The following is a 22,128-nucleotide window of genomic DNA, read 5'->3' as shown; positions in this document are numbered from 1 at the left end:
CACTCGCACCGCATCTCGACGTCACCGACTCACCCAGGAGTTGCCTTGGCGATCACCACCGTCCCGGAGACCCCCAGGAAACCGGGCCGCCCGCCGTCGCCGTACTCGGCGAGGCCGCAGCGCACCAGCCTCGGCCGAAAGGTACGGGACAACCTCACCGGTCACGCGTTCCTGATCGGGGCGGTGCTCTGCTTCGTCGTCTTCTCCTGGTACCCGATGATCCGCGGGATCGTCATGAGCTTCCAGCGCACCCGGCGTGGCGAGACCACCTGGGTGGGCTGGGACAACTACTCCCGCATCATCGCCGACCCGAGCTTCTGGACGGCCTGGCAGAACACGTTCTACTTCACGGTGCTCGCGCTCGCCCTCGGGTACGTGGTGCCGTTCTTCGTGGCGATCCTGCTCAACGAGTTCCGTCACGCCAAGGGGTACCTGCGGATCCTGGTCTACCTGCCGGTGATGTTGCCGCCGGCCTCCGCGCTGTTCCTCTTCAAGTTCTACGCGTACGACCCCAGCGAGGCGGGGCTCTTCAACGCGATCCTGAAGGCACTGCACCTGCCCACCTCGCAGTGGATGCAGTCGCCCGAGATGACGATGCCGGCCATGGTGGTCGCGTCGACCTGGATGAACATGGGCGGCGCGGTGCTCATCTACCTGGCGTCGTTGCAGAACATCCCCGGTGAGCTCTACGAGGCGGCCGAACTCGACGGCGCCGGGATCTGGCGGCGGATCGTCCACGTGACGATCCCGCAGACCCGGCTGATCCTCGCGCTCCTGGCGATGCTGCAGATCGTCGCCACGATGCAGCTCTTCATCGAGCCACTGATCCTCGCCAACGGTGCGGGCGCGGAGGACTCCGCGACCTCGGTGGCGTACCTCATCTACCAGCACGGGTTCTTCCAGAACGACCTCAACGGCGCTGCCGCACTGGGCGTGATCATGCTCGTGGTGCTGGCCGGCTTCTCCGCGGTGTACGTGCGGCTGACTGCGAAACAGGACTAGGACGGCGAGGAATGGCACAGGATTCCGGAACCCGGACCCTCATCTCTCACTCCCAGCTCAGCCGGGGGCGGGGCAAGGTCATCTACTGGACGCTGCTGGTCGTCGTCGTGGCGGGGTTCACGCTCGTCTTCCTCGGCCCGCTCTACTGGATGGTCACCGGCGCGCTGAAGTCCGGCCAGGAGATCGCGCAGACCCCACCCTCGCTGTTCCCCAGGGATCCGCAGCCGCAGAACTACATCGACGCGTGGAACAACCTGGCCCTCGCCAAGCTGTTGTTCAACACCTTCTACTACGCCATCGGCGCGGTGCTGTTCCAACTGGTCTTCGACACCGCCGCCGCGTACTCGCTGTCCAAGCTTCGGCCGATGTTCGGCAACGTGATCCTCGCGCTGATGCTGGGGACGTTGATGATCCCGGCGATGGTCCTCATCGTTCCGCAGTACGTGACAGTGATCGACCTGCCGATCGTGCACATCAACCTGCTGGACTCACCGTTCGCCATCTGGTTGCCCCTGGTCGCCAACGCGTTCAACATCTTCCTGCTGAAGCGGTTCTTCGACTCGATCCCCGAGGAGTTGATGGCGGCCGCCCTCATGGACGGGGCGACGTCGCTGCGCACGCTGTGGTCGATCATCCTGCCGCTGTCGCGTCCCATCCTCGGCGTCGTCTCGATCTTCGCAGTGACGGCGGTCTGGAAGGACTTCCTCTGGCCCAAGTTGGTCATGCCCTCGCCCGAGACCCGAACGGTGAGCGTCGGCATCTACGCCTTCGCCGGTGGCACGCCGATGAACGTGGTGATCGCCGCGTCGGTCATCGCCGCGATCCCGACAGTCATCATCTTCCTGATCTTCCAACGGAACATCATGTCCGGTCTGACCACGGGCAGCATCAAGGGATAGCCACCACCGCATCCTTCCGCGCGGCGAACAACGACCGTTCGCCCGACACATAACCAGGTCCGGCGAACCCGCCGACGTACTGACGCAGAAAGCAGGTGCTCGTGTCCACAGCTGACAGAAGTCCGTGGTGGCGGGGAGCGGTGATCTACCAGGTGTATCCCCGGAGCTTCGCCGACGGCAACGGCGACGGCATCGGTGACATCGCCGGCATCCGGTCCCGGCTGCATCACCTGTCCGCGCTCGGCGTCGACGCGATCTGGTTCAGTCCCTGGTACCCGTCGCCGATGGCGGACGCCGGCTACGACGTCTCCGACTACCGCGACATCGACCCGGTCTTCGGCAGCCTGACCGAGGTGGAGGCGCTGATCGCGGAGGCGCACGCGCTGGACATCCGGACCATCGTCGACGTGGTGCCCAACCACTGCTCCGACGCGCACCCGTGGTTCCAGGCCGCCCTCGCCGGCGGGCCCGGCGCGCCCGAACGGGACCTGTTCTGGTTCCGACCCGGCCGCGGCCCGAACGGCGACGAGCGACCCACCGACTGGATCGGCGAGTTCGGCGGGGAGACCTGGACGCGTACCACCAACCCGGACGGCACCCCCGGCGACTGGTACCTGCACCTCTTCGCCCCCCAGCAGCCGGACTTCAACTGGGACCACCCCCGGGTGCGGGAGGAGTTCGAGGACATCCTGCGGTTCTGGTTCGACCGGGGCGTGGACGGCATCCGGATCGACTCGGCCGGGCTCCTGGTCAAGGACGGGACGCTGCCCGAGGTCCAGCCCGACCAGCCGCACCCGTTCCACGACCTCGACGGGGTGCACGACATCTACCGGGGCTGGCGTCGGGTCGCCGACGAGTACGCCGACCGGGCCCTGATCGGTGAGGTGTGGTTGCCGGACCGGCAGCGGTTCGCCAACTACCTGCGCCCGGACGAGTTGCACGCCGCTTTCAACTTCGACTTCCTCGGTTGTGCCTGGGACGCCGCGGCCCTGCGGGAGAGCATCGACGGGACGCTGAGCGCGCACGCGCCTGTCAACGCGCCGGCCACCTGGGTGCTCTCGAACCACGACGTCACCCGACACGTCACCCGCTACGGCCGGGCGGACACCCGGTTCAGTTTCGCCGCGAAGCGCGAGGGGACACCCACCGACCTGGAGCTGGGCACCCGCCGGGCCCGCGCCGCCGCGCTGCTCTCGCTGTCGCTGCCCGGCGCCGCCTACGTCTACCAGGGCGAGGAGTTGGGCCTCTACGAGGTGGAGGACATCCCGTACGCGCTGCGGCAGGACCCGATGTGGGAACGGTCCGGCCGGATCGACCCCGGTCGGGACGGCTGCCGCGTACCGCTGCCGTGGGCCGGGGACGAGCCGCCGTTCGAGTTCAGCCCCAAGGGTGCCGCGGCGCCCTGGCTGCCGCAGCCGGCCGACTGGAAGGACCGGACGGCCAGCGCGCAGACCGGCGACTCGGCCTCGATGCTGGAGCTGTACCGGGCGGCGATTCAGGCCCGAAAGGCCGACCCGGCGCTCGGTGACGGCGAGCTGACCTGGTTGCCAGCCCCGGACGGGGTGCTCGCGTTCAGCCGCGGCGGTGGCTTCACCTGCCTGGTCAACCTGTCCGCCGCGCCGGTGCCGATGCCAGCTCAGGGGGAGTTGCTGCTGGCCAGTGGACCGCTCGACGACGGGTTGCTGCCGTCCGACACGGCGGTCTGGCTGCGTACCGCCGAATCCACCGACGGGCCGCGCGGGGCGGACGGCCCGGCCTGACCTGACTCCGCACGCCGTGGTGCCGGCGGCCCGTCCCGGACCCCCGCACCACGCCACCAAGAAGGGAGAACCGAGGGGGGACGCGCGACACCGCACCGACACGGGGGGATCTGGCCTGCCTGACGAAAGGGAGAGCGCAGCTCATGGCCAACCACACCACCGGCACCCCGCACCACCTTCGACACCCGACCCGGGCACTGTTGGCCGCCATCGCCGCCACAGTGCTCGCCGCCACAACGGTGACCGCCCTCGCGGTCACCGGCACCGCGACCCCGGCCTCGGCGGCGGGGTTGTCCCCCTTCGACATCCCCAACCGGGGCGCCACAGTGCCGTTCGTCGAGCAGGAGGCGGAGGAGACCGCCCACAACGGCACGAAGATCGGCCCGGACCGGCGCTACGGCACGCTGCCGTCCGAGGCGTCCGGCCGGGAGGCGGTCACCCTCGACGCCGTCGGTGAGTACGTCGAGTTCACCCTCACCGCCCCGGCCAACGCTGTCACCTTCCGCTACAGCCTGCCGGACAGCCCGGCCGGGACCGGCCGGGACGCAGCCATCGACCTGCGGGCCAACGGGTCGCTGCTGAAGTCGGTAGCGGTGACGTCGAGGTACGGCTGGTACTACGGCGGATACCCGTTCAACAACAACCCGGGCGACACCAACCCGCACCACTTCTACGACGAGACCCGGGCGCTGTTCGGCAGCACCCAGCCGGCCGGCACGAAGATCCGGTTCCAGGTCTCCTCGACCGCGCAGTCGCCCACGTTCACCATCGACCTGGCCGACTTCGAGCTGGTCGCCCCGGCGATCACCAAGCCCTCCGGTGTGCTCGACGTGGTCACCGACTTCGGGGCCGACCCGAGCGGCGCGACCGACTCGACGGCCAAGTTCCAGGCGGCGGTGGACGCCGGCAAGGCCCAGGGTCGGGCGGTCTGGATCCCGACCGGCACCTTCACCCTCTGGGATCACGTGGTGGTCGACGGGGTGACAGTGCGCGGCGCGGGCCCCTGGTATTCGGTGCTCGGCGGCCGGCACCCCACCGAGCGGAACAGGTCCGTCGGCATCTACGGCAAGTACGTCCCCGGTGGCGGCTACACCGGCCCGGTCCGCTCGCACGAGGCGAACGGGCCCAGCCGTAACGTCACGCTGCGGGACTTCGCCATCATCGGCGACATCCGCGAGCGGGTGGACGACGACCAGGTCAACGCGCTGGGCGGGGCGATGACCGACTCGGTGGTCGACAACCTCTGGCTGGAGAACACGAAGGTCGGGGCGTGGATGGACGGCCCGATGGACAACTTCACCATCCGCAACAGCCGGATCCTGGACCAGACCGCGGACGGGGTGAACTTCCACACCGGGGTTACCAACTCGACGGTGACGAACACGTTCGTCCGCAACACCGGCGACGACGCGTTGGCGATGTGGGCGCAGAGCGTGCCGAACGTCAACAACTCGTTCACCCACAACACCATCGGTGTGACCCTGTTGGCGAACCACCTGGTCAGCTACGGCGGTCGGGACATCAAGATCACCGACAACGTGACTGCCGATTCGCTGACCAACGGCGGCGGTATCCACGTCGCGAACCGCTACCCCGGAGTGCAGGGCGCCACCGGAGTCCAGGGCACCTGGACGATCGCCCGGAACACGTTGATCCGTAACGGCAACTCGGACTACAACTGGAACTTCGGTGTCGGCGCGATCTGGTTCTCCGCGCTCAACGAGGCGTTCCAGAACCCCACCATCAACATCACCGACACCGACATCCTGGACAGCTCGTACGCGGCGCTGCACTGGATCGAGGGCCAGACCAACGGGATCAACCTCAGCAACGTACGGATCGACGGCGCCGGCACGTACGCGCTCCAGGTGCAGGCGAACAGCCAGGTGTCGTTCACCAACGTGCGGGCCACGAACATCGCGCAGAGCAACCCGATGCACAACTGCGTGGGCGCCGGTTTCCAGATCACCCAGGGCTCCGGCAACTCGGGCTGGTACACCCCGACCCCGTACTGCGGCCCGTGGCCGAACCCCCAGTGGGGCGGCGGACCCACCTCGCCGCCGCCGACCACCACCCCGCCGCCGACCACCCCGCCTCCCACTACGCCGCTTCCTACCACCCCGCCGCCGACCAGCGGGAACCTGGCACTGGGCCGGTCGACGACCGCGACCAGCACCAACCAGAACTACACGGCCGCCAACATGGTGGACGGCAACGCAAACACCTACTGGGAGAGCGCCAACAACGTCTTCCCCCAGTCGGTCACCATCGACCTGGGTGCCTCCCGGTCGGTCGACCGGGTGGTGCTCAAGCTGCCCAGCGGTTGGGAGCAACGCACCCAGACCCTGTCGGTGCTCGGATCCACCGACGGCTCGTCGTACAGCACACTGGCGTCGTCCGCCGGTCGGGTCTTCGCCCCCGGCACTGGCAACGCCGTGTCGATCGGGCTGCCCTCCGGTGACCGCCGCTACATCCGGGTCACCGTCACCGGCAACTCCGGCTGGCCTGCCGCGCAACTCTCCGAGGTCGAGGTGTACGGCGGCACCCAGACCACCCCGCCCCCGACCACCCCACCGCCGACGACCCCACCCCCGACCACGCCGCCGCCCAGCGGCAACCTGGCGGCCGGGCGGTCGATCACCGAGACCAGCCACTCCGACGTGTACGCCGCCCCCAACGCGGTGGACGGCAACGCGAACACCTACTGGGAGAGCGCCAACAACGCGTTCCCGCAGTCGCTGACGGTGGACCTGGGGGCCGATCGATCGGTGTCCCGGGTCGTGCTGAAGCTCCCACCATCGTCGGCCTGGCAGACGCGTACGCAGACGGTGGCGGTGCTCGGCTCCACGAACGGCTCGACGTTCAGCACGCTGAAGGCGTCCGCCGGCTACAGCTTCAACCCGTCCAGCGGCAACACGGTCACCGTGACCTTCACGGCGACCACCCAGCGGTACCTGCGGCTGACCGTCACCGGCAACAGCGGCTGGCCAGCCGGCCAGCTCAGCGAGTTCGAGGTCTATTCCAGCTAGGCCCGCAATACACCCACCACCCACCCCCGAAAGAGGTGTAGCGACCCCATGTCCAGGACCGGCACCAGACGAGGCACGCCGCCAACCGGCGCGCCCACCACCGTCCCCCGCACCACCCGGAAAGCCCACCGGCGGCTGCTCGCCGGCGCGCTCGCCGGGATGCTCCTCGCCACCGCCCCGGTCGTCACCCCCATGGCGAGCGCGGCACCGGCGGCCGACCCGTCCGCGGCCGCCGCCCGCGTGGCCCTGCTCGCCGGGCTCTCCGCCACCATGACCGCCAGCAGCTACAACCAGAACTACGTGGCCGGCAACGCCAACGACGGCAACGCCTCGACCTACTGGGAGAGCGCCAACAACGCGTTCCCGCAGTGGATCCAGGCCGACCTGGGCGCCACGGTCAGCGTGGACCGGGTGGTCCTGAAGCTGCCGCCCGCGTCGGACTGGCAGACCCGTACGCAGACGCTGTCGGTGCTCGGCTCGACCAACGGCTCGTCCTTCACCACCCTGAAGGCGTCCGCCGGCTACAGCTTCAACCCGAGCAGCGGCAACACCGCGAACGTCAGCTTCACCGCCGCCAGCACCCGCTACGTACGCGTGCAGGTCACCGGCAACACCGGCTGGCCGGCCGCGCAGCTCTCCGAGGTCGAGGTGTACGGCGCCACCGGCAGCACCGACACCCAGGCGCCCAGCGTCCCCGGCAACCTGGCCTACACCCAGCCGGCCAGCGGGCAGATCCGACTCACCTGGTCGACGTCCACCGACAACGTCGGAGTGACCGGCTACGACGTCTACGCCAACGGCGCGCTGCGCGGCAGCGTCAGCGGCTCGACGCTCACCTACACCGACAGTCAGGCGGACAGCGCCACGGTGTCGTACTACGTCCGGGCCAAGGACGCGGCCGGCAACCAGTCGGCGAACAGCAACACCGTGACCCGGACCGGCACCGGCAACCCGCCCACCGGGAGCAACCTGGCGGTCGGCAAGCCGATCACCGCCTCCGGGTTCGTGCACACGTTCGTGGCCACCAACGCCAACGACAACAACGTGGCCACCTACTGGGAGGGCAACGGCAACCCGAGCACGCTGACCGTGCAGTTGGGCGCGAACGCCAGCCTCAGCCAGGTCGTCGTGAAGCTCAACCCGGACTCGGCGTGGGGCGCGCGTACCCAGAACATCACAGTGCTCGGCCGGGACCAGGGCTCGTCCAGCTTCACCACGCTGGTCGGCGCGACGAACTACACCTTCAACCCGGGCAGCGGCAACACGGTGACCATCCCGGTCTCCGGCGCGGCGGCCGACGTACGACTCTCGATCGCCTCGAACACCGGCGCTCCGGCCGGGCAGGTGGCCGAGTTCCAGGTCTTCGGCACTCCGGCGCCGAACCCGGACCTGACCGTGACCGGCATGTCGTTCAGCCCGTCCGCACCCGTGGAGACCAGCACCATCACGCTCTCCGCGACGGTGCGTAACGCGGGCTCGGCGGCCTCCGGCGCGACGAACGTCAACTTCTACCTGGGCTCCACCCGGGTCGGAACGGCTTCGGTCGGCGGTCTCGCGGCGGGCGCCTCGACCACTGTCAGCGCCAGCATCGGCACCCGGGACTCAGGCAGCTACCCGCTCAGCGCCAAGGTCGACGAGTCGAACACAGTCGTCGAGCAGGACGACACCAACAACAGCTACACCAACCCCAGCCCGTTGGTCGTCGCCGCGGTCGCCAGCTCCGACCTGGTCGCCTCGGCGGTCGCCTGGTCGCCGGGCAACCCGTCGGCGGGCAACACGGTGACCTTCTCCGTGTCCATCCGCAACGCCGGCAACCAGGCTTCCGCGTCCGGTGCGCACGGCATCACAGTGACCGTGCTCAACGAGTCCGGCACCGTGGTCCGTACCCTGACCGGCGCGCACTCCGGTGTGATCAACGCCGGCGCGACTGTCGGCCCGATCAGCCTGGGCACCTGGACCGCCGCGAACGGCAAGTACACCGTCCGGGTGGTGCTCGCCGTGGACGGCAACGAGTTGCCGGTCAAGCAGGCGAACAACACGAGTGACCGGCCGCTCTTCGTGGGGCGCGGCGCCAACATGCCGTACGACATGTACGAGGCTGAGGACGGCGTGATCGGCGGCGGCGCCGCCGTCGTCGGACCGAACCGGGAGGTCGGCGACCTGGCCGGCGAAGCGTCCGGTCGTCGGGCGGTGACCCTCAACTCGACCGGCAGCTACGTCGAGTTCACCACCCGGGCCAGCACCAACACGCTTGTCACCCGCTTCTCCATCCCGGACGCCTCCGGTGGCGGCGGGATCAACTCGACGCTGAACGTCTACGTCAACGGCACGTTCCACAAGGCCATCGACCTGACGTCTCGGTACGCCTGGCTGTACGGCAACGAGACCAGCCCGGGTAACACGCCGAGCGCTGGCGGTCCGCGGCACATCTACGACGAAGCCAACGTCATGCTCAACTCCACGGTCCCGGCCGGCAGCAAGATCCGCCTCCAGAAGGACCCGGCCAACACCACCACGTACGCCATCGACTTCATCAACACGGAGCAGGTGGCGCCGATCGCCAACCCGGACTCGGCGCGCTACACCACGCCGAGCGGCTTCACCCACCAGGACGTGCAGAACGCCCTGGACCGGGTGCGGATGGACACCACAGGCAACCTGATCGGGGTGTACCTGCCGGCGGGTAACTACTCCACCTCGTCGAAGTTCCAGGTGTACGGCAAGGCGGTCCAGGTGACCGGCGCCGGCCCCTGGTACACCCGGTTCAACGCGCCGTCCGGCCAGGACAACACCGACATCGGCTTCCGGGCCGAGAACTCGGCGGCCAACTCGTCGTTCAAGAACTTCGCGTACTTCGGCAACTACACGTCGCGGATCGACGGTCCGGGCAAGGTGTTCGACTTCTCCAACGTGTCGAACATCGTGATCGACAACATCTGGAACGAGCACATGGTGTGCCTCTACTGGGGCGCGAACACCGACTACATCACGATCAAGAACTCCCGGATCCGGAACATGTTCGCCGACGGCATCAACATGACCAACGGGAGCACCAACAACCTGGTCAGCAACAACGACGCCCGGGCCACCGGTGACGACAGCTTCGCGCTGTTCTCGGCCATCGACGCGGGCGGCGCCGACATGAGGGACAACGTCTACGAGAACCTGACCTCGACCCTGACCTGGCGGGCCGCCGGTGTCGCCGTGTACGGCGGCTACGGCAACACGTTCCGCAACATCTACATCGCGGACACGCTCGTCTACTCCGGCATCACCATCAGCTCGCTCGACTTCGGCTACCCGATGAACGGCTTCGGTGCCAGCCCGCCCACCCGGTTCGAGAACATCTCGATCGTGCGGGCCGGTGGGCACTTCTGGGGCTCACAGACCTTCCCGGCGATCTGGGTCTTCTCCGCCTCGAAGGTGTTCCAGGGCATCCGGGTCAGCGATGTCGACATCATCGACCCGACCTACAGCGGCATCATGTTCCAGACCAACTACGTCGGCGGGCAGCCGCAGAACCCGATCACCGACACGGTCTTCACGAACATCTCCATCAGCGGCGCCCGCAAGAGCGGGGACGCCTACGACGCGAAGTCCGGCTTCGCGATCTGGGCGAACCCGATGCCGGAGGCCGGGCAGGGGCCGGCCGTCGGGTCGGTCACCTTCAACAACCTCCGGTTGAGCAACAACGCGGTGGACATCCAGAACCCCACGACGACCTTCACCATCAACCGCAACTGAGCTAGCCGGTAGCCGACGCCGTCGGGGGGTGCACCCCTCCCGGCGGCGTCGTGCCGTGTCGGCCCTCGCCCGCGGCGAACCGGGCCGCGCCAGCCGCCGCGTCCGTGGCCAGCGAATCCATCCCGTACGCCAACTCGGTTGCCAGCGCCTCCGGCTCGGGCCGTCCCGCGCCGGTCAGCAGCGCCGCCCGGTCGTTGCGCAGGCAGGTCTGCGGATGCCGGGCGATAGCGGCCGCCAACTCCTCGGCCGCGGCCCGCGCCCGGCCGGGTGGCACCAACCGATTGACCAACCCCATCGTGTACGCCTCGTCGGCCGGCACCGGGCGGCCGGTGAGGATCAGGTCCATCGCCCGACTCTCGCCGATCAGTCGGGGCAGCCGGACGGTGCCGCCGTCGATCAACGGCACCCCCCAGCGGCGGCAGAACACGCCGAGTGTCGCGTCGGACTCGGCGACCCGCAGGTCACACCAGAGCGCCAGTTCGAGCCCACCGGCCACCGCGTACCCGGAGATCGCCGCGATCACCGGTTTGCTGAGCGTCATCCGGGTCGGACCCATCGGGCCGTCCCCCTCCGGCTCGACCCGGTTGCCGCTCGGCGTGCCGATCGCCTTGAGGTCGGCGCCGGCGCAGAACGTCCCACCGGCGCCCCAGAGCACCGCCACCAACGCGTCCGGGTCGGCGTCAAAGGCCCGAAACGCGTCGGCCAGCGCCCGAGCCGTAGGACCATCCACGGCGTTCCGAGCCTCCGCCCGATCCAGCACCACCGTGGTCACAGCCCCAACCCGCTCCACCCGCACACCCATCCCGCCAGCATGCCCGCCCCGCCCCACCCCCACAATCCCCGTCGATCTTGCACTTTCGGATGTCGTTTCGCGGCCTGTGCCCCGGTTTGTCGGGGCAGAAACCGCAAGATCGGCGGTGTGGGCGGCGCGGCAGGTTTGTCGCCGCCGACCGGTTTGCGACGGCGATCGCCGGGAAGTCGGTACTCGTGCGAGCACTTTTGACGAAAGTTGAGCAGGACTCCCGGCTGGACCGCGCGGGTGACCGGCTGCAGAAGGTTGTCCTGGGGACACTGCGTCCGCGCCGGCTGCGCGACCTACTGCACGGGGTGACCCTCGGGCATCCGCTGCACCCGGCGATGGTGCAGGTGCCGGTCGGTGCGTGGATCAGCGCCGCGGTGCTGGACCTCATGCCCGGGCAGCGCCGGCCCGCCACAGTGCTTGTCGGTCTGGGCACCGTCAGCGCGCTGCCGGCGGCGGTGGCCGGTCTGAACGACTGGGCGGCACTCGCCCGGGACCAGCGCCGGGTCGGCCTGGTGCACGCCGCCGCCAACACCGTCGGCATGGCGATCTACGCCGGCTCGCTGGCCGCGCGGCTGTCCGGACGCCACGGAATGGGCCGTGCCCTCGGCTTCCTCGGGCTCTCCACCGTGAGCCTCGGGGCGTACATCGGGGGTCACCTCGCGTACAAGCAGGGGGCGCAGGTCAACCAGAGCGTCTCCGAGCTGCACCGGATGACCGACGGCTGGCACTCGCTGGCCGACATGGCGACGTTGCCGCAACGCACCCTGATCACCCGAGAGGTGGACGACGACATCTCGGTGATCCTCTACCGGCACGGTGACGAGGTGACGGTGATGCTGGAGCGCTGCCCGCACCAGAGCGGTCCGCTCGGCGAGGGCGATGTGCAGGAGATCGACGGCCACGCCTGCGTCGTCTGCCCGTGGCACGGCAGCGCTTTCCGCCTCAACGGCGGCGAGGTCGTGCAGGGGCCGTCCGGCAACGACCAGCAGATCCTGCCCACCCGGATCCAGAACGGCGTGCTCCAGACCCGCCTGCCCTGACCCTCTCCTTCCTCCGGGCAGTGTTGCCCATGACGATGATGTCTGTGAGTCATCAAGATGCCGCAGAGGCATCACGCTCTCCGGACACCTCGCCCCGGACGCACTTTCCCTGCCGATCAGCTGCGCCGGTGGCGGCCGACCGGCGGACCGTCCGGTACGGAGTCCAGGCCGTGCCCGCCGTCGAACAGCCCGCCCTCGCCACCAGCACCGGCCCAGCCGTCGTCACCACTCCAGCCCCCTGGGTCGGCGCTCGTCATTCCGCCGCCGGGGGGTGCCGTGCCGCCGGAGAGAGCCATTCCGCTACCCGGGAACGCCGTACTACCGGGGAAAGCCATTCCGCTGCCGGCGGGCGTCACCCCGCTGCCAGTAGGTGCGAGTCCACTGCCCGTCGGTGCCGCGCCGCCGTTCGGTGCCGCCGGAGCTTCGATGGCCGCCGCCGCCCGGCTGGAAGCCCACGCGGCACCGCTCCCGGCTGCCCCACCACTGGCCCGCTGGCCCGCGCCACCGCTGCTCCGGCCCGCGCCGCGCCGGGATGTGCGGGAGGAAGCGGCCAGCCGGGGAGACGCCCCGGCGGTGGCTGGACGGCGGCGCAAGCCCAGGACTGCTCCGATCTGAGCGCCGACGATGCTCGCCACGGCCAGTACGGCGGAAACCGCCAGCGGGCGGTTCACCCGATCGGCGGCACCGGCTCGGGCTGCACCGACAGTCATCGCTGGTGGCTGGCCCACTGACTCCGTACCGCTGGGTGGTGCCGGGGCCACCCGCGGTGGTGCGGCCCGCTCGGGCGCCGGCCGGGGTGCGGGGGGCTTCGGCGCCGCGGGCCGGTCGACGAGCCGGCCGGTGGCGTGCTGCCGGGCCCCCTGGTCGGCGGCCTCGGTGGGCAGCCGGAGCAGTTGGCCGGGGTGGATCCGGTCCGGGTCGTCGAGCTTGTTCAGCTTGGCGAGCTGTCGGTAGTCGCCGAACTCGTCCAGGTACCGGTCGGCCACCTCGCCGAGGTAGTCGCCCCGCGCCACCCGGTACACCGGCGCGGCCGTGTCCGGTGTCGTCGCGGCGCGGGTCGGCGCGACCAGGGTGGTGACGGCCGGCGCGCTTGGACTCGCGTACGCCGGGGCGCCGTAGACAGCCGCGGCGCTGGCGGCGGCCGGGCTGGCTACCAGGATCAGCGCGACCGAGCCGACCAGCGCGGCGGCTGCCTTCTGCTGCCGACCCATCCCGGGCAGCTTCGGGGCCGGGCGACGCAGGGACTGTGCGCCCAGCTCGACGAGGACGGAGAAGGCGAACGTGGCCCAGCCGAACCAACCGGCCACTGCCAACGCCCGCAGGAAGAGCTGACCGTCGTCCCGGCTGGTCAGCGCGGTGCCCACCTCGCTGATCGTGGGAAGGTGATCGGGCAGCGGGTTACCGGCGAAGGCGAGCAGCGCGATCGGCGCGCCGACCAGCAGCACCAGGAGCACGGCAAGCGCGCCGATGCCGGTGAGGATCCGTCCGGTCCGCCGTACGACGGACCCACCCGATACGGGCATGGCTGCCTTCCTTCCTACGGTGTTGCGGTGATGGCACGTGCTGTCGCCTCGCCGGTGACGGTGACCGTCTTGTTCTGGACGAACGGTCCGATCATCGAGCGCTGGTAGGTGATGGAGACGGCCACCCGGATCAGGATTTCCCCGTCGACCTCGGGGAAGTTCACGCTGTGGCCGGCGGTGTCCACGGCTTTCAGGTAGTCGGCGACCGCCTTGCGCGCCTCCGGCTCGTCGATCCGTTTCGGCCCACCCTCGATGGCGGTGGCCCGGTCGATGGCCTGACCGCCGGCCCGCGCCGCCTCGGCGGCCAGGTTCTGGGCGCGTTGCAGGGTGCGGAGCTGCCCGGCGCCGTCGAAGGAGAGGCCGATGATGGCCAGTACGCCGACCATCGTCACCGCGAGGAAGATGCTCACCCGGCCGTGCTCACCTGCCCGCGAGGACCTGACGGCGGCCGTCACTGCCGACTCCGGTAACGGTCGAGCGGGGAGGTGAACTGCGCGGTGATCAGCTTTTCGCTCACCATCCCGGGCAGGATGTCGAGTGTGATGTCCTGGAAGGACACCACGCAGCTGATCGTCACCGTCACCGTGGCGCTCGTACCGATCTGGCTGCTGAAGGCGTCATCGAAGCTGGCCTCACTGTCGGCCATGCCGGCCACCGAGCCGGTGAACTTCGGGGCCAGGTCGTTGGAGCAGGCCAGGCCGTGCCAGTCCAACTGCTTCTGGGCGGCCTCCAGCGCCCTTGTCCGGGCGGTGCCGGAATCCCGGGAAATCGAGGCAGCCCGGGCGGCGTCGTGCGCGGCCGCGTCGAGCGCCTCCGCCGCGACCGCGCTGCGCCCGACCACACCGGCCAACACCATCAACGCGATGAACGCGGGCGCAAGCACTGCCACCTCGATGGAGACCGAGCCCCGCTCGGCGGTACGGGTCATGGCGGGGTCACCCTCTCCACAGTTCCGTGGGCGGTCTGCTGTACCGCGAAGTCCACGCCCGGCACCACCGACAGGGACCGGCCGCTCACCGTGCAGGTCACCTCGGTCGCGGTGGTCGCACAGGTCGGTCCGGCCTTGTCCCAGCCCACCAGCCAACCGCCGGCGGCCTTGAGGAAGCGGGAGGCGCTGTCCACCCCGGCGCCGCTGCTCGCCTCGTACGTCCGCTGCGCGTTGACGCCACTCTGCGCGGCGTTCAACGCGGTGGAGCGGGCGAGGAAGACGGCCGCGACCTGGATCGAGGCGAAGAGCAGCACCAGGATCAGCGGCATCATCACGGCGAGTTCCACCGGGTTGGCGCCCCGCTCGCGATCGCCGGTCGCGAAGCGGCGCCGGGCGGCGGTGACCGCCCGGCTCCACCTCGCGTACACGGCTCGGCGCATGTCGGCTACTTCGGGTCGGTGTGGTTCGGGATGCCGTTCATCCAGCTGTTGGCCTTGGTCAGGGCCAGCGCGGTGACGGCCATGGCGACGGCGACCAGGCCGGCGATGATCACGGCGGTGGGCACCGGGCTGTCGCCGCGCTCACCGTCACGGCGAAGCTCGGCCAGACGCGTCGTCACCACGACGTGCAGGTAGCTGAGGATGGACATGGCGTTCTCCTTCAGGGGGCGGGGTCAGACACGGGCGATGAACGGATAGAGGACGAACCCGAGCAGCACGAAGACGAGCAACGCGCCCGGGATGTCGAGCTTGCTGGTCACCCCCTCGGCACGGGCGAGGTTGTCGGTGCGGATCTGGTCGCGCAGCGAGTCGGCCCGGCTGCGCAGCGTCTCGTGCACCTGCGCGCCCTCGCTGCCGGAGGAACGCATGATCGCGCCGACGTCGCCCAACTCCGGAATGCCGATCTTGTCGGCGAGGTCGCGCAGCTCGTCCCAGGGCGCGTGCATCTGCATCTGGGCGATCCGCAGCGACTCCTGGAGCCGGTCGAACACCCAGCCGTCGCAGACCGCCGCCGCCCGCTCCAGCGACTGCACCGGCCCGTGCGCCGCCGACAGCTGCAACGCCACCAGGTCGAGGTAGGTGCAGACCGCCTGGCGGAACTCCTCGCGGGCCGCGTCGGCCTTGGTCAGCACGGCGCGGTGCGCAAGCAGGCCGGCCAGCAGCGCCAGCCCGAGACTGCCCAGCACCGGTACGACCAGCGGGAACGGGATGCCGAGCACCCACAGCACCACACCGAGCAGAGTCGGCGTGGCCAACCCGATCAGCGCGGACAGCAGCACCGACAGCGCGTACTGCTCGGGCGTCTGACCGATCAGGGCCAGTTGCCGATGCGGCGGACGCAACCAACGGGACAACCCGGTCAGCGAGTCCAGCCGCCGGGAGGCGGGCGTGGCCACCCGGCCGGCACCCGGAGGCTGATGCAACCGGCGCAGCGCCGGCCCGAGCGCCGGTGTCGCCGGGACCAACTCCCGGACCACCAGGAACACACCCAGGCCGACCCCGGCACCACCGCAGACCGCGATGGCCAACTGCCAGTTCACAATCACGCGATCACCTCGGCCGGATCAGGCGCCGGCAGGAACCGGGCCGGCCGTTGCGGCTGGCTCATCGACCGCACCCAGGCCAGCAGGCCGATGAAGGCGGCGCCGAGGGCGGCCATCACCAGCTGACCCACAGGCGTGCCGTACGGCCTGATGTACTCGGTGTTTATCAGCCCGTACGCGAGGGTGGCCAGCGTCATTCCGGTGAGGAAGCGGACCGCGAACCGGGGTTGGGTGCGCTTGGCCTCGATCTCCCGGCGGGTGGCCACCTCCGCGGACGCCGCGCCGGCGATCGAACCGAGCACGTCACCCAGTCGCTCACCACGGTCCGACAGGTGCAGGATCAGTGCCGCGACCACCTGGTCGCAGACCGGGTCGGCGATCTCGTCGGCGAACGCCAGCAGCGCGGAGCGGGCCATCCAGCCGGCCTGTAGACGGGCGGCGAGCAGCCGTACCTCGTCCTCGATGCCGGGTGGCACGCTGCCGATCGTGCCGATGATCGACTGTTGGAGGCCCTGCCCGGTGCCGGAGACGTCCTTGAGTCGGCGGGTCCACTCGCCGACCGCCTCGATCCGGGCGATCGCCCGCTGTTCGGCCTTGCCCACCCCGAACAGCCACGGGGTGCCCGGCACCGCCACCGCCACCAGCAGGCCCACCACCGGCAGCCCGGTCAACAGGAACGCCAACGCGCCGGCGACCAGCGCGGCGACAAGCAGTGCCTGGTAGGCCCGCTGCTCGGACGGAGTGCTGCCCGGCCCGCGCCACAGCCGGCTCAGCCCCGGCCCGCTGCCCGGGCGCGGCCCGGGGGGTCGGCGGGTGCCGACCAGCGCGACCACGGCCAGCAGCAACCCGGCCACACAGGCGGCCCCGGAGATCACCGCGATCAGTTCCAGGCTGCCGAGCATCAGGTCACCCGCCGGGCCAGTCGGGTCTGCCGGGGCCGCCGCCAGGCACCGGCGCCGGACTCCACCCAGCGGGTCAGCAGCCGCGCGTCGTAACCCACCCGCAGCAACTGGTCGCGGACCCGTTCCGGTAGGTGCCGGGGGACCGCACGACCGTCCGGGCCGGGCCCGAAGATCGTGGTGGTGGTGATCCGACCGGCTTCGCCGGCCCCGATCACCTCCTCCACCTGGGAGACGAAACGGTGTTTCCGCCCACCGATCGCGGTCTCGTCCTCGATGGTGACGTAGACGATCAGGTCGAGCGCGTTGCCGGCCATCCGGCGGGCCTGGTCGACGGTCATCTCGCGGCCGTGCGCCAGGGCCAGCTCGACGATCCGTTCACTCACACCGGCGGCGGTACGGGCGTGGATGGTGCACATCGACCCCCGGCTGGTGGTCATCGCCTGGAGCATCGGCACGATCTCCCGGGACCGCACCTCGCCCACGATGATCCGCAGGACGCCCATCCGCAGCGACAGCGGGATCAGGTCGGCGATGGTCACCTCACCGGCTGGGCGCCCGTCGAAGCCGCGCTCGCCGTGGCCCTCCCGGGCTTCGAAGCTCATCACCGCCCGGTGCCGCTCCCGGCGGCGGGCCGGGAGCAGCTCCCGACTCTCCTCCAGCAGCACGTACGGCTCATCCTGTGGGATCTCGTTCATCAGCGCCCGGATGACAGTTGTCTTTCCGGCACCGGCCAAGCCGGCGACCATGATGTTCAGACCGGCGCGCATCGCCGCGCGGAGGAAGTCGCGCAGCAGCGGGTCGATCATCTCGTCCAGGTCACCTCGCGCGCCCGCGAGGTCGTCGAGGCTCACGTCCAGGGTGTTGTGCTTGCGGATCACCGCGTACGGGCGGTGGCTGACCAGGAACACCGCGGCCAGCCGGCTGCCGTCGGGCAGTTGCAGGTCGAGGGTGGGCTTCACTGTGGAGAGGGACCGCTCGGTCGCGCCCGCCCGGCGGGCCGCCGCCTGGAGGATCTCCACCAGTTCGGCGTCGCTGTCGGCGATCGGCTCGGCCCAGTCCACCCCACCGCCGTGCCGGGTGATGCGTACCTGGTCGCAGCCGAGGATGTGCACCTCCTCGATGGTGTCGTCGACAAGCAGCGTCTGCAGCCGGCCGAGCCCGACCAGCTCGGCGGTAACCTGGTCGAGCAGCAGGCGTTCCTCGCCGGCGGCCATGGGCGTGCCGGCCCGGCGCACCGAGTCCGCGTACGAGGCCACCACAGTGACGGCGAGTCGGGCCCGCTCGGTGTCCTCCTCGTCGACTGTGAACTCCCGGCCGCGCTGCCAGAGGGTGAGCCGTTCGGTGAGTTCCCGGCGCAGCTCCCGGACGACCTGGAAGTCCATTCGGGGCCGGGGCGGCGACTCCGGCGGCGGGGTGGCCGCGGGCATCGGCTGGGGCTGTGGCCCGGACTGCTGGTGCCGGCCGTTCGGCGCGGCCAGTGGTGGCGCGGTGGAGGTCACGCCCGGTGGCTGTTGGCGCGGATCGGTGGAGACCGGCTCAAACCGCATCTGGCACTCCCTGCTGAACGGGCCACGCCAATCGGGCCTTTCGCCGCTCCAGGAGCGCCCCGATCGGAACCTCCAGCGCGGCCGCCGCGCGCATCAGCGGCCGTCCGGCCCGCACGGTGCCGCCCAGGGCGAGCACCCCGGCGGTACGCGGATCGTGCGGCAGCCGTGCGATGACGGGCAGTTTCAGGGCTCGGCTGATCTCGGCCCGCCCGTGCCCGCCGCCGACCAGCAGCAGCCGCAGGGTGCCCGGGGGGACCCGGTGCTCGGCGAAGTCCCGTTCGATGGTGGTGACCACCGCCCGGGTGCCGGAGAGGTCCGGCAGGTGCGCCCGGGTCACCAACAGCACCACCGAGGCGGCCCGCAGCACCGGCCACGGTGGTCCGTTCACGTGTAGACGACCGCAGTCGACAAGGACGTCGTAGCCGGGGTTGCCTCGGTCGAGGGCGTCGAAGTAGTCGGCGAAGCGCTGCCAGAGCGGGGTGACGCTGCCGCTCTGGGCGGGGTCGACGAGGCCGGGCAGCAGCAGCCGTTCCCGGCGGGGTGCGTCCAGGTCGACCAGTTGCGACCAGAACGCGGTGTCCAGGTTGCCGTCGCGCAACTCCCCGACGGCCAGCTCGCCGATGCCGCGCGGGCCGTCCAGTTGGCCGCCGAGGTATCCGGCGAGGATCGAGCCGCCGGCCGGGTCACATTCGGCGACCACCAGCCGCCGGTGCCAGGCCAGCGCGCAGGCCAGCGCCGAGGTCGTGACGCCGGGTGAGCCCTTCGCGGACACCAGCGCGATGATCGCCATGCTCAGGCCGCCTCGGTCAGCACGACGGCGAGCCGTTCCTGTGCGGCGAGCGCCACCACCGCGGGCACGTCACGGGTGAGCAGGGCCAGGTACAGGACCTTGTCGTCGTTGGCCGGGCTGACCATGTCGATGACGGTGGCCGTGAACCTGGTGCCGGCGGTGGCCGCGTCTCCGTCGGCGTTGTCGTCCGGAGTGCTGACCAGCAGGACCTTGTCACCGGGGTGCAGTTCGCGGGCCGGCACCTGGGCGGTCTCCAGGCCGAGCGCGATCTGCTGCTGGCCGGGGCCGAGCAGCGGATCGTCGGTGACCTGTCCCAGGGTGAGCAGCGTGCCCGGAAGCAGCGCGACCGCGGCCCGTTTGCCGACCACCTCGTTGAGGCGTCCGGCGGGCACCGGGCGTAGCCCCTGGCCGCCGGCGACCTGCACGGTCACCAGGTCGGCTGCGCTGATCTCGCGGCCCACCTCCACCGGGCGGGCCACCGCCAGGTAGCTGCCGGTGGCCCGAACCGAGGTGACAGCGAACGCCGCGCCCAGCCCGCCCAGGGCGATCAGGAGGACGGCGAGACCGAGCAGCCCGGGACGGATCCGGCGCTGGCGGACCACAGTGGGCGGGTTGACGGGGGCGTCCACCGACCCGGTCCCGTTGCGCGTCGCGAGGCTCATCTGGTGACCACCTGGAGTTCGTTGATCTGGATCGGAACGTTGCCGCTGTTACGGGTCACCAGGATTTCTCCGCTCTCGCCACCGCCGTGCCAGGTCACCTTCCAGTGGGTGGTGGCGGTGACCCGGTAGGTGCCGGCCTTCTGGTAGCCCTTGTCGTAGCCGCAGTCCGGGGAGGTCTCGCCGGCTCGATTGCCCTTCGAGTCGTACGGCGTGCCGGCCGTTTCGCAGGGGACCTCGTCCCCGTTGCCCATGTCCCAGACGATCCGGTTGACCTTCGCCTCGATGGAGACGGTCACGCCCCGGTCTGACGCGGACGCGGTCAGCGGGCCGAAGTAGCTGGTGCTCCGCGCCGCCCACATCCACACAGGTAGGCCGACCAGACCGGGGCCGATGCTCTTGCGGGGTGCCATCCTCAGCGGTGCCGGCAGCAGACTGATCGACGCCAGGGCGCGACGGGCCAGCTCCTCGGGGTCTGGCGGCGCGCCGAAGCCGGGCGGCGGATCGGCCAGCGTCACCATTACCTGGGTACCGAGGTCGCCGCCGTTGCAGGTTTGCAGATACCACTGCTCGCCCTCGGGGGGCTCAACCGTTCCCTCGGAAAGCTTGTAGTAGCACCCGTCGCCGTTGTTGAACCAGCCCAGGTCCTCGTCGTAGCAGGGGATGGTCCGCCCGTTCCACTGGCAGACGCCCCCACCCCCGCCGCTACCGTCATCCCCACCGTCGTCCCCGCCGCCGCCGGGATCGCCCGGTTTACCGGGCTCGTCGTCCCAGACGCTGCAGTCGGGTTGGTCGGGTGGGCAGCCCGCTCCCGGGTCGGCCCGCAGGGCCGCGGCGGCCGGCGGGGCCGCACCGACTACCAGCAGGAGCGCGAGGCCGATCCCGGCGAGCGCCCGTCGGGTTGTCGCGACCCCGCTCAGCACGGCTGGTCCCGGTGCGTCGCGCCGTAGTTGATCAGCCAGCGACCGTCGGGATAGCGGGTCGCGGTGGCGGTGGAAAGGTGTCTGCCGCCACCGCTGCCCGGGACCGAGCGTTTGTCCTTGGCGTAGACCAGCCGGTAGCCGCTCGTGTCCAGGCAGTCCTGGATCTCCACGGTGGCCGGCTTCGCGTCCAGGCTGACGGCGGTCACGGTCGGGTCGGACTTGAACGTCCCGGTACGCATAGCGCCGTGCTCCTTAGCCTCACGAATGGACGCCCGGACCCGAGTCAAAAGTGGATCACCGAGGAATCGGGACAGTTCCGGTGAACGCGGATCACTGCGTAGGCCCGCCGTGCGCGAGGCCGCGAGATACCCGGAGTACGCGTCAAGTGCCGCCTTTTCGGCAGCACGCCGTTCGACGTCGGGATCGATCCGTTGTTCGTCGTCGCGGGCTACCGTCGGCCGTTCGACCGCTTCCCGTCCGCTGGCGCAGGCGGTGACGGGCATCGCCACCACGCCCACCAGCAGGCAGATTGCCGCTCTTCTGAGCTGCCGTCCGCGCACCGTCGAGCCTCCTCGTGGTCGCCCGGGGCGGTGACGGTTCACTGCCGTCGGGCATGCGGAAGCGCGCCCGGATCAGCACATCCGGAGCCGTTCATTGCGCTTCTGCATTCACCGTTACGGATCTTTTGCAAATCAGGGGTCCTGTGTCGTCCGATGGTGAAGGTGAGGCTTGCGTCACACCCAAGGGGCGAGCATAAGCTGACGCTCGCCGATGCAACAGAGGCAATTCAAGTGAACACTCTGCGTGATGACAGGTGGTGGTGGCGGGTGTCCACACTGCGCCCCGGGCAATGGTCGAGCGAACTGTCGTTATTGATGGGGCGTGGCCGCGCCGGTTGGGCTCGCCGGAGTCTCGCCATCGGTCGCGGGAGTGGGACATCGCGGCCTCATCCCGGCATTCGAACGGGGTCGTCGGCCGATCGGCGGACCGCCTCGCCAAGCTCGGAAGCGGTCGAGAGCACCCTTGCCGGCTCGGGT

Annotated in this window: 18 protein-coding genes and 1 pseudogene; 6 read left to right on the top strand and 13 right to left on the bottom strand. The window is 70.2% G+C overall.

The window, feature by feature from the left end; translation table 11 throughout:
- The first annotated feature begins 45 nt into the window (after positions 1–45).
- The 5 genes from KBX71_RS14000 (at position 46) to KBX71_RS13980 (ending at position 10,434) form a co-directional block, all read left to right on the top strand.
- The gene (locus KBX71_RS14000) at positions 46–1,002 is read left to right on the top strand and encodes a carbohydrate ABC transporter permease (RefSeq protein WP_124821582.1); all 957 of its coding nucleotides are present in this window, start codon (positions 46–48) and stop codon (positions 1,000–1,002) included.
- Between the two features lie 11 nt (positions 1,003–1,013).
- Positions 1,014–1,901, top strand: a complete 888-nt coding sequence (locus tag KBX71_RS13995; RefSeq protein ID WP_210818323.1) for a carbohydrate ABC transporter permease — start codon at positions 1,014–1,016, stop codon at positions 1,899–1,901.
- Between the two features lie 101 nt (positions 1,902–2,002).
- On the top strand, positions 2,003–3,661 hold the full coding sequence (locus KBX71_RS13990) for a glycoside hydrolase family 13 protein (protein ID WP_210818322.1): 1,659 nt from the start codon (positions 2,003–2,005) through the stop codon (positions 3,659–3,661).
- A gap of 143 nt (positions 3,662–3,804) precedes the next feature.
- Positions 3,805–6,690, top strand: coding sequence for a discoidin domain-containing protein (locus KBX71_RS13985; protein ID WP_210818321.1), 2,886 nt, complete (start codon positions 3,805–3,807; stop codon positions 6,688–6,690).
- A gap of 48 nt (positions 6,691–6,738) precedes the next feature.
- Positions 6,739–10,434, top strand: a complete 3,696-nt coding sequence (locus KBX71_RS13980; protein ID WP_210818320.1) for a discoidin domain-containing protein — start codon at positions 6,739–6,741, stop codon at positions 10,432–10,434.
- A 1-nt stretch (position 10,435) separates the two neighbouring features.
- On the opposite strand, the gene KBX71_RS13975 is transcribed toward KBX71_RS13980, so the two are convergent.
- Complete coding sequence (locus KBX71_RS13975) at positions 10,436–11,236, bottom strand: crotonase/enoyl-CoA hydratase family protein (RefSeq protein WP_210818319.1); 801 nt, start codon at positions 11,234–11,236, stop codon at positions 10,436–10,438.
- Between the two features lie 185 nt (positions 11,237–11,421).
- On the opposite strand from KBX71_RS13975, the gene KBX71_RS13970 reads away from it, so the two are divergent.
- Entirely contained in the window at positions 11,422–12,276 is an 855-nt protein-coding gene (locus tag KBX71_RS13970) for a DUF2231 domain-containing protein (protein ID WP_210818318.1), read from the top strand.
- A 512-nt stretch (positions 12,277–12,788) separates the two neighbouring features.
- Here KBX71_RS13970 and KBX71_RS13965 read toward each other — a convergent pair.
- The 12 genes and pseudogenes from KBX71_RS13965 to KBX71_RS13910 form a co-directional block, all read right to left on the bottom strand.
- Positions 12,789–13,799, bottom strand: a pseudogene (locus tag KBX71_RS13965) (LysM peptidoglycan-binding domain-containing protein); the annotation flags it as partial.
- 14 nt (positions 13,800–13,813) lie between these two features.
- A complete protein-coding gene (locus tag KBX71_RS13960) occupies positions 13,814–14,185 on the bottom strand; it encodes a pilus assembly protein TadG-related protein (RefSeq protein ID WP_210818425.1) in 372 nt (123 codons plus the stop codon).
- Positions 14,186–14,250: 65 nt separating this feature from the next.
- Positions 14,251–14,727 carry a TadE/TadG family type IV pilus assembly protein gene (locus KBX71_RS13955; protein WP_210818316.1) on the bottom strand — a complete coding sequence of 159 codons (477 nt, stop codon included), beginning with the start codon at positions 14,725–14,727 and terminating at the stop codon, positions 14,251–14,253.
- A complete protein-coding gene (locus tag KBX71_RS13950) occupies positions 14,724–15,167 on the bottom strand; it encodes a TadE family protein (RefSeq protein ID WP_210818315.1) in 444 nt (147 codons plus the stop codon). Before KBX71_RS13950 ends, KBX71_RS13955 begins: the two co-directional genes overlap by 4 nt.
- Positions 15,168–15,172: 5 nt before the next feature.
- On the bottom strand, positions 15,173–15,376 hold the full coding sequence (locus tag KBX71_RS13945) for a hypothetical protein (protein WP_124822595.1): 204 nt from the start codon (positions 15,374–15,376) through the stop codon (positions 15,173–15,175).
- Positions 15,377–15,400: 24 nt separating this feature from the next.
- Positions 15,401–16,270: a type II secretion system F family protein gene (locus KBX71_RS13940; RefSeq protein WP_210818424.1), complete on the bottom strand. Its 870-nt coding sequence runs from the start codon at positions 16,268–16,270 to the stop codon at positions 15,401–15,403.
- Positions 16,270–17,217 carry a type II secretion system F family protein gene (locus KBX71_RS13935; protein ID WP_210818423.1) on the bottom strand — a complete coding sequence of 316 codons (948 nt, stop codon included), beginning with the start codon at positions 17,215–17,217 and terminating at the stop codon, positions 16,270–16,272. The genes KBX71_RS13940 and KBX71_RS13935 overlap by 1 nt, the downstream gene beginning before the upstream one ends.
- Positions 17,172–18,719 carry a CpaF family protein gene (locus KBX71_RS13930; RefSeq protein ID WP_210818314.1) on the bottom strand — a complete coding sequence of 516 codons (1,548 nt, stop codon included), beginning with the start codon at positions 18,717–18,719 and terminating at the stop codon, positions 17,172–17,174. Before KBX71_RS13930 ends, KBX71_RS13935 begins: the two co-directional genes overlap by 46 nt.
- Positions 18,709–19,509, bottom strand: coding sequence for a ParA family protein (locus tag KBX71_RS13925; protein WP_210818313.1), 801 nt, complete (start codon positions 19,507–19,509; stop codon positions 18,709–18,711). The genes KBX71_RS13930 and KBX71_RS13925 overlap by 11 nt, the downstream gene beginning before the upstream one ends.
- A gap of 2 nt (positions 19,510–19,511) precedes the next feature.
- Complete coding sequence (locus KBX71_RS13920; RefSeq protein WP_210818312.1) at positions 19,512–20,171, bottom strand: SAF domain-containing protein; 660 nt, start codon at positions 20,169–20,171, stop codon at positions 19,512–19,514.
- The gene (locus tag KBX71_RS13915; RefSeq protein WP_210818311.1) at positions 20,168–21,091 is read right to left on the bottom strand and encodes a hypothetical protein; all 924 of its coding nucleotides are present in this window, start codon (positions 21,089–21,091) and stop codon (positions 20,168–20,170) included. Before KBX71_RS13915 ends, KBX71_RS13920 begins: the two co-directional genes overlap by 4 nt.
- The gene (locus KBX71_RS13910; RefSeq protein WP_247683457.1) at positions 21,085–21,594 is read right to left on the bottom strand and encodes a hypothetical protein; all 510 of its coding nucleotides are present in this window, start codon (positions 21,592–21,594) and stop codon (positions 21,085–21,087) included. The genes KBX71_RS13915 and KBX71_RS13910 overlap by 7 nt, the downstream gene beginning before the upstream one ends.
- Between the last annotated feature and the right edge of the window lie 534 nt (positions 21,595–22,128).

Origin of the sequence: Micromonospora sp. D93 (genome assembly GCF_018070365.1) — a bacterium.
Lineage (GTDB): Bacteria > Actinomycetota > Actinomycetes > Mycobacteriales > Micromonosporaceae > Micromonospora > Micromonospora ureilytica.
This window is presented reverse-complemented; position numbering and strand designations above follow the sequence as displayed.

Coding starts and splice junctions, on each gene's coding strand:
- KBX71_RS13995 (WP_210818323.1), top strand. CDS start 1,014: ATGGCACAGGATTCCGGAACCCGGACCCTCATCTCTCACTCCCAGCTC.
- KBX71_RS13985 (WP_210818321.1), top strand. CDS start 3,805: ATGGCCAACCACACCACCGGCACCCCGCACCACCTTCGACACCCGACC.
- KBX71_RS13980 (WP_210818320.1), top strand. CDS start 6,739: ATGTCCAGGACCGGCACCAGACGAGGCACGCCGCCAACCGGCGCGCCC.
- KBX71_RS13975 (WP_210818319.1), bottom strand. CDS start 11,236: ATGGGTGTGCGGGTGGAGCGGGTTGGGGCTGTGACCACGGTGGTGCTG.
- KBX71_RS13960 (WP_210818425.1), bottom strand. CDS start 14,185: ATGGTCGGCGTACTGGCCATCATCGGCCTCTCCTTCGACGGCGCCGGG.
- KBX71_RS13955 (WP_210818316.1), bottom strand. CDS start 14,727: ATGACCCGTACCGCCGAGCGGGGCTCGGTCTCCATCGAGGTGGCAGTG.
- KBX71_RS13950 (WP_210818315.1), bottom strand. CDS start 15,167: ATGCGCCGAGCCGTGTACGCGAGGTGGAGCCGGGCGGTCACCGCCGCC.
- KBX71_RS13945 (WP_124822595.1), bottom strand. CDS start 15,376: ATGTCCATCCTCAGCTACCTGCACGTCGTGGTGACGACGCGTCTGGCC.
- KBX71_RS13930 (WP_210818314.1), bottom strand. CDS start 18,719: ATGCGGTTTGAGCCGGTCTCCACCGATCCGCGCCAACAGCCACCGGGC.
- KBX71_RS13925 (WP_210818313.1), bottom strand. CDS start 19,509: ATGGCGATCATCGCGCTGGTGTCCGCGAAGGGCTCACCCGGCGTCACG.
- KBX71_RS13920 (WP_210818312.1), bottom strand. CDS start 20,171: ATGAGCCTCGCGACGCGCAACGGGACCGGGTCGGTGGACGCCCCCGTC.
- KBX71_RS13910 (WP_247683457.1), bottom strand. CDS start 21,594: ATGCCCGTCACCGCCTGCGCCAGCGGACGGGAAGCGGTCGAACGGCCG.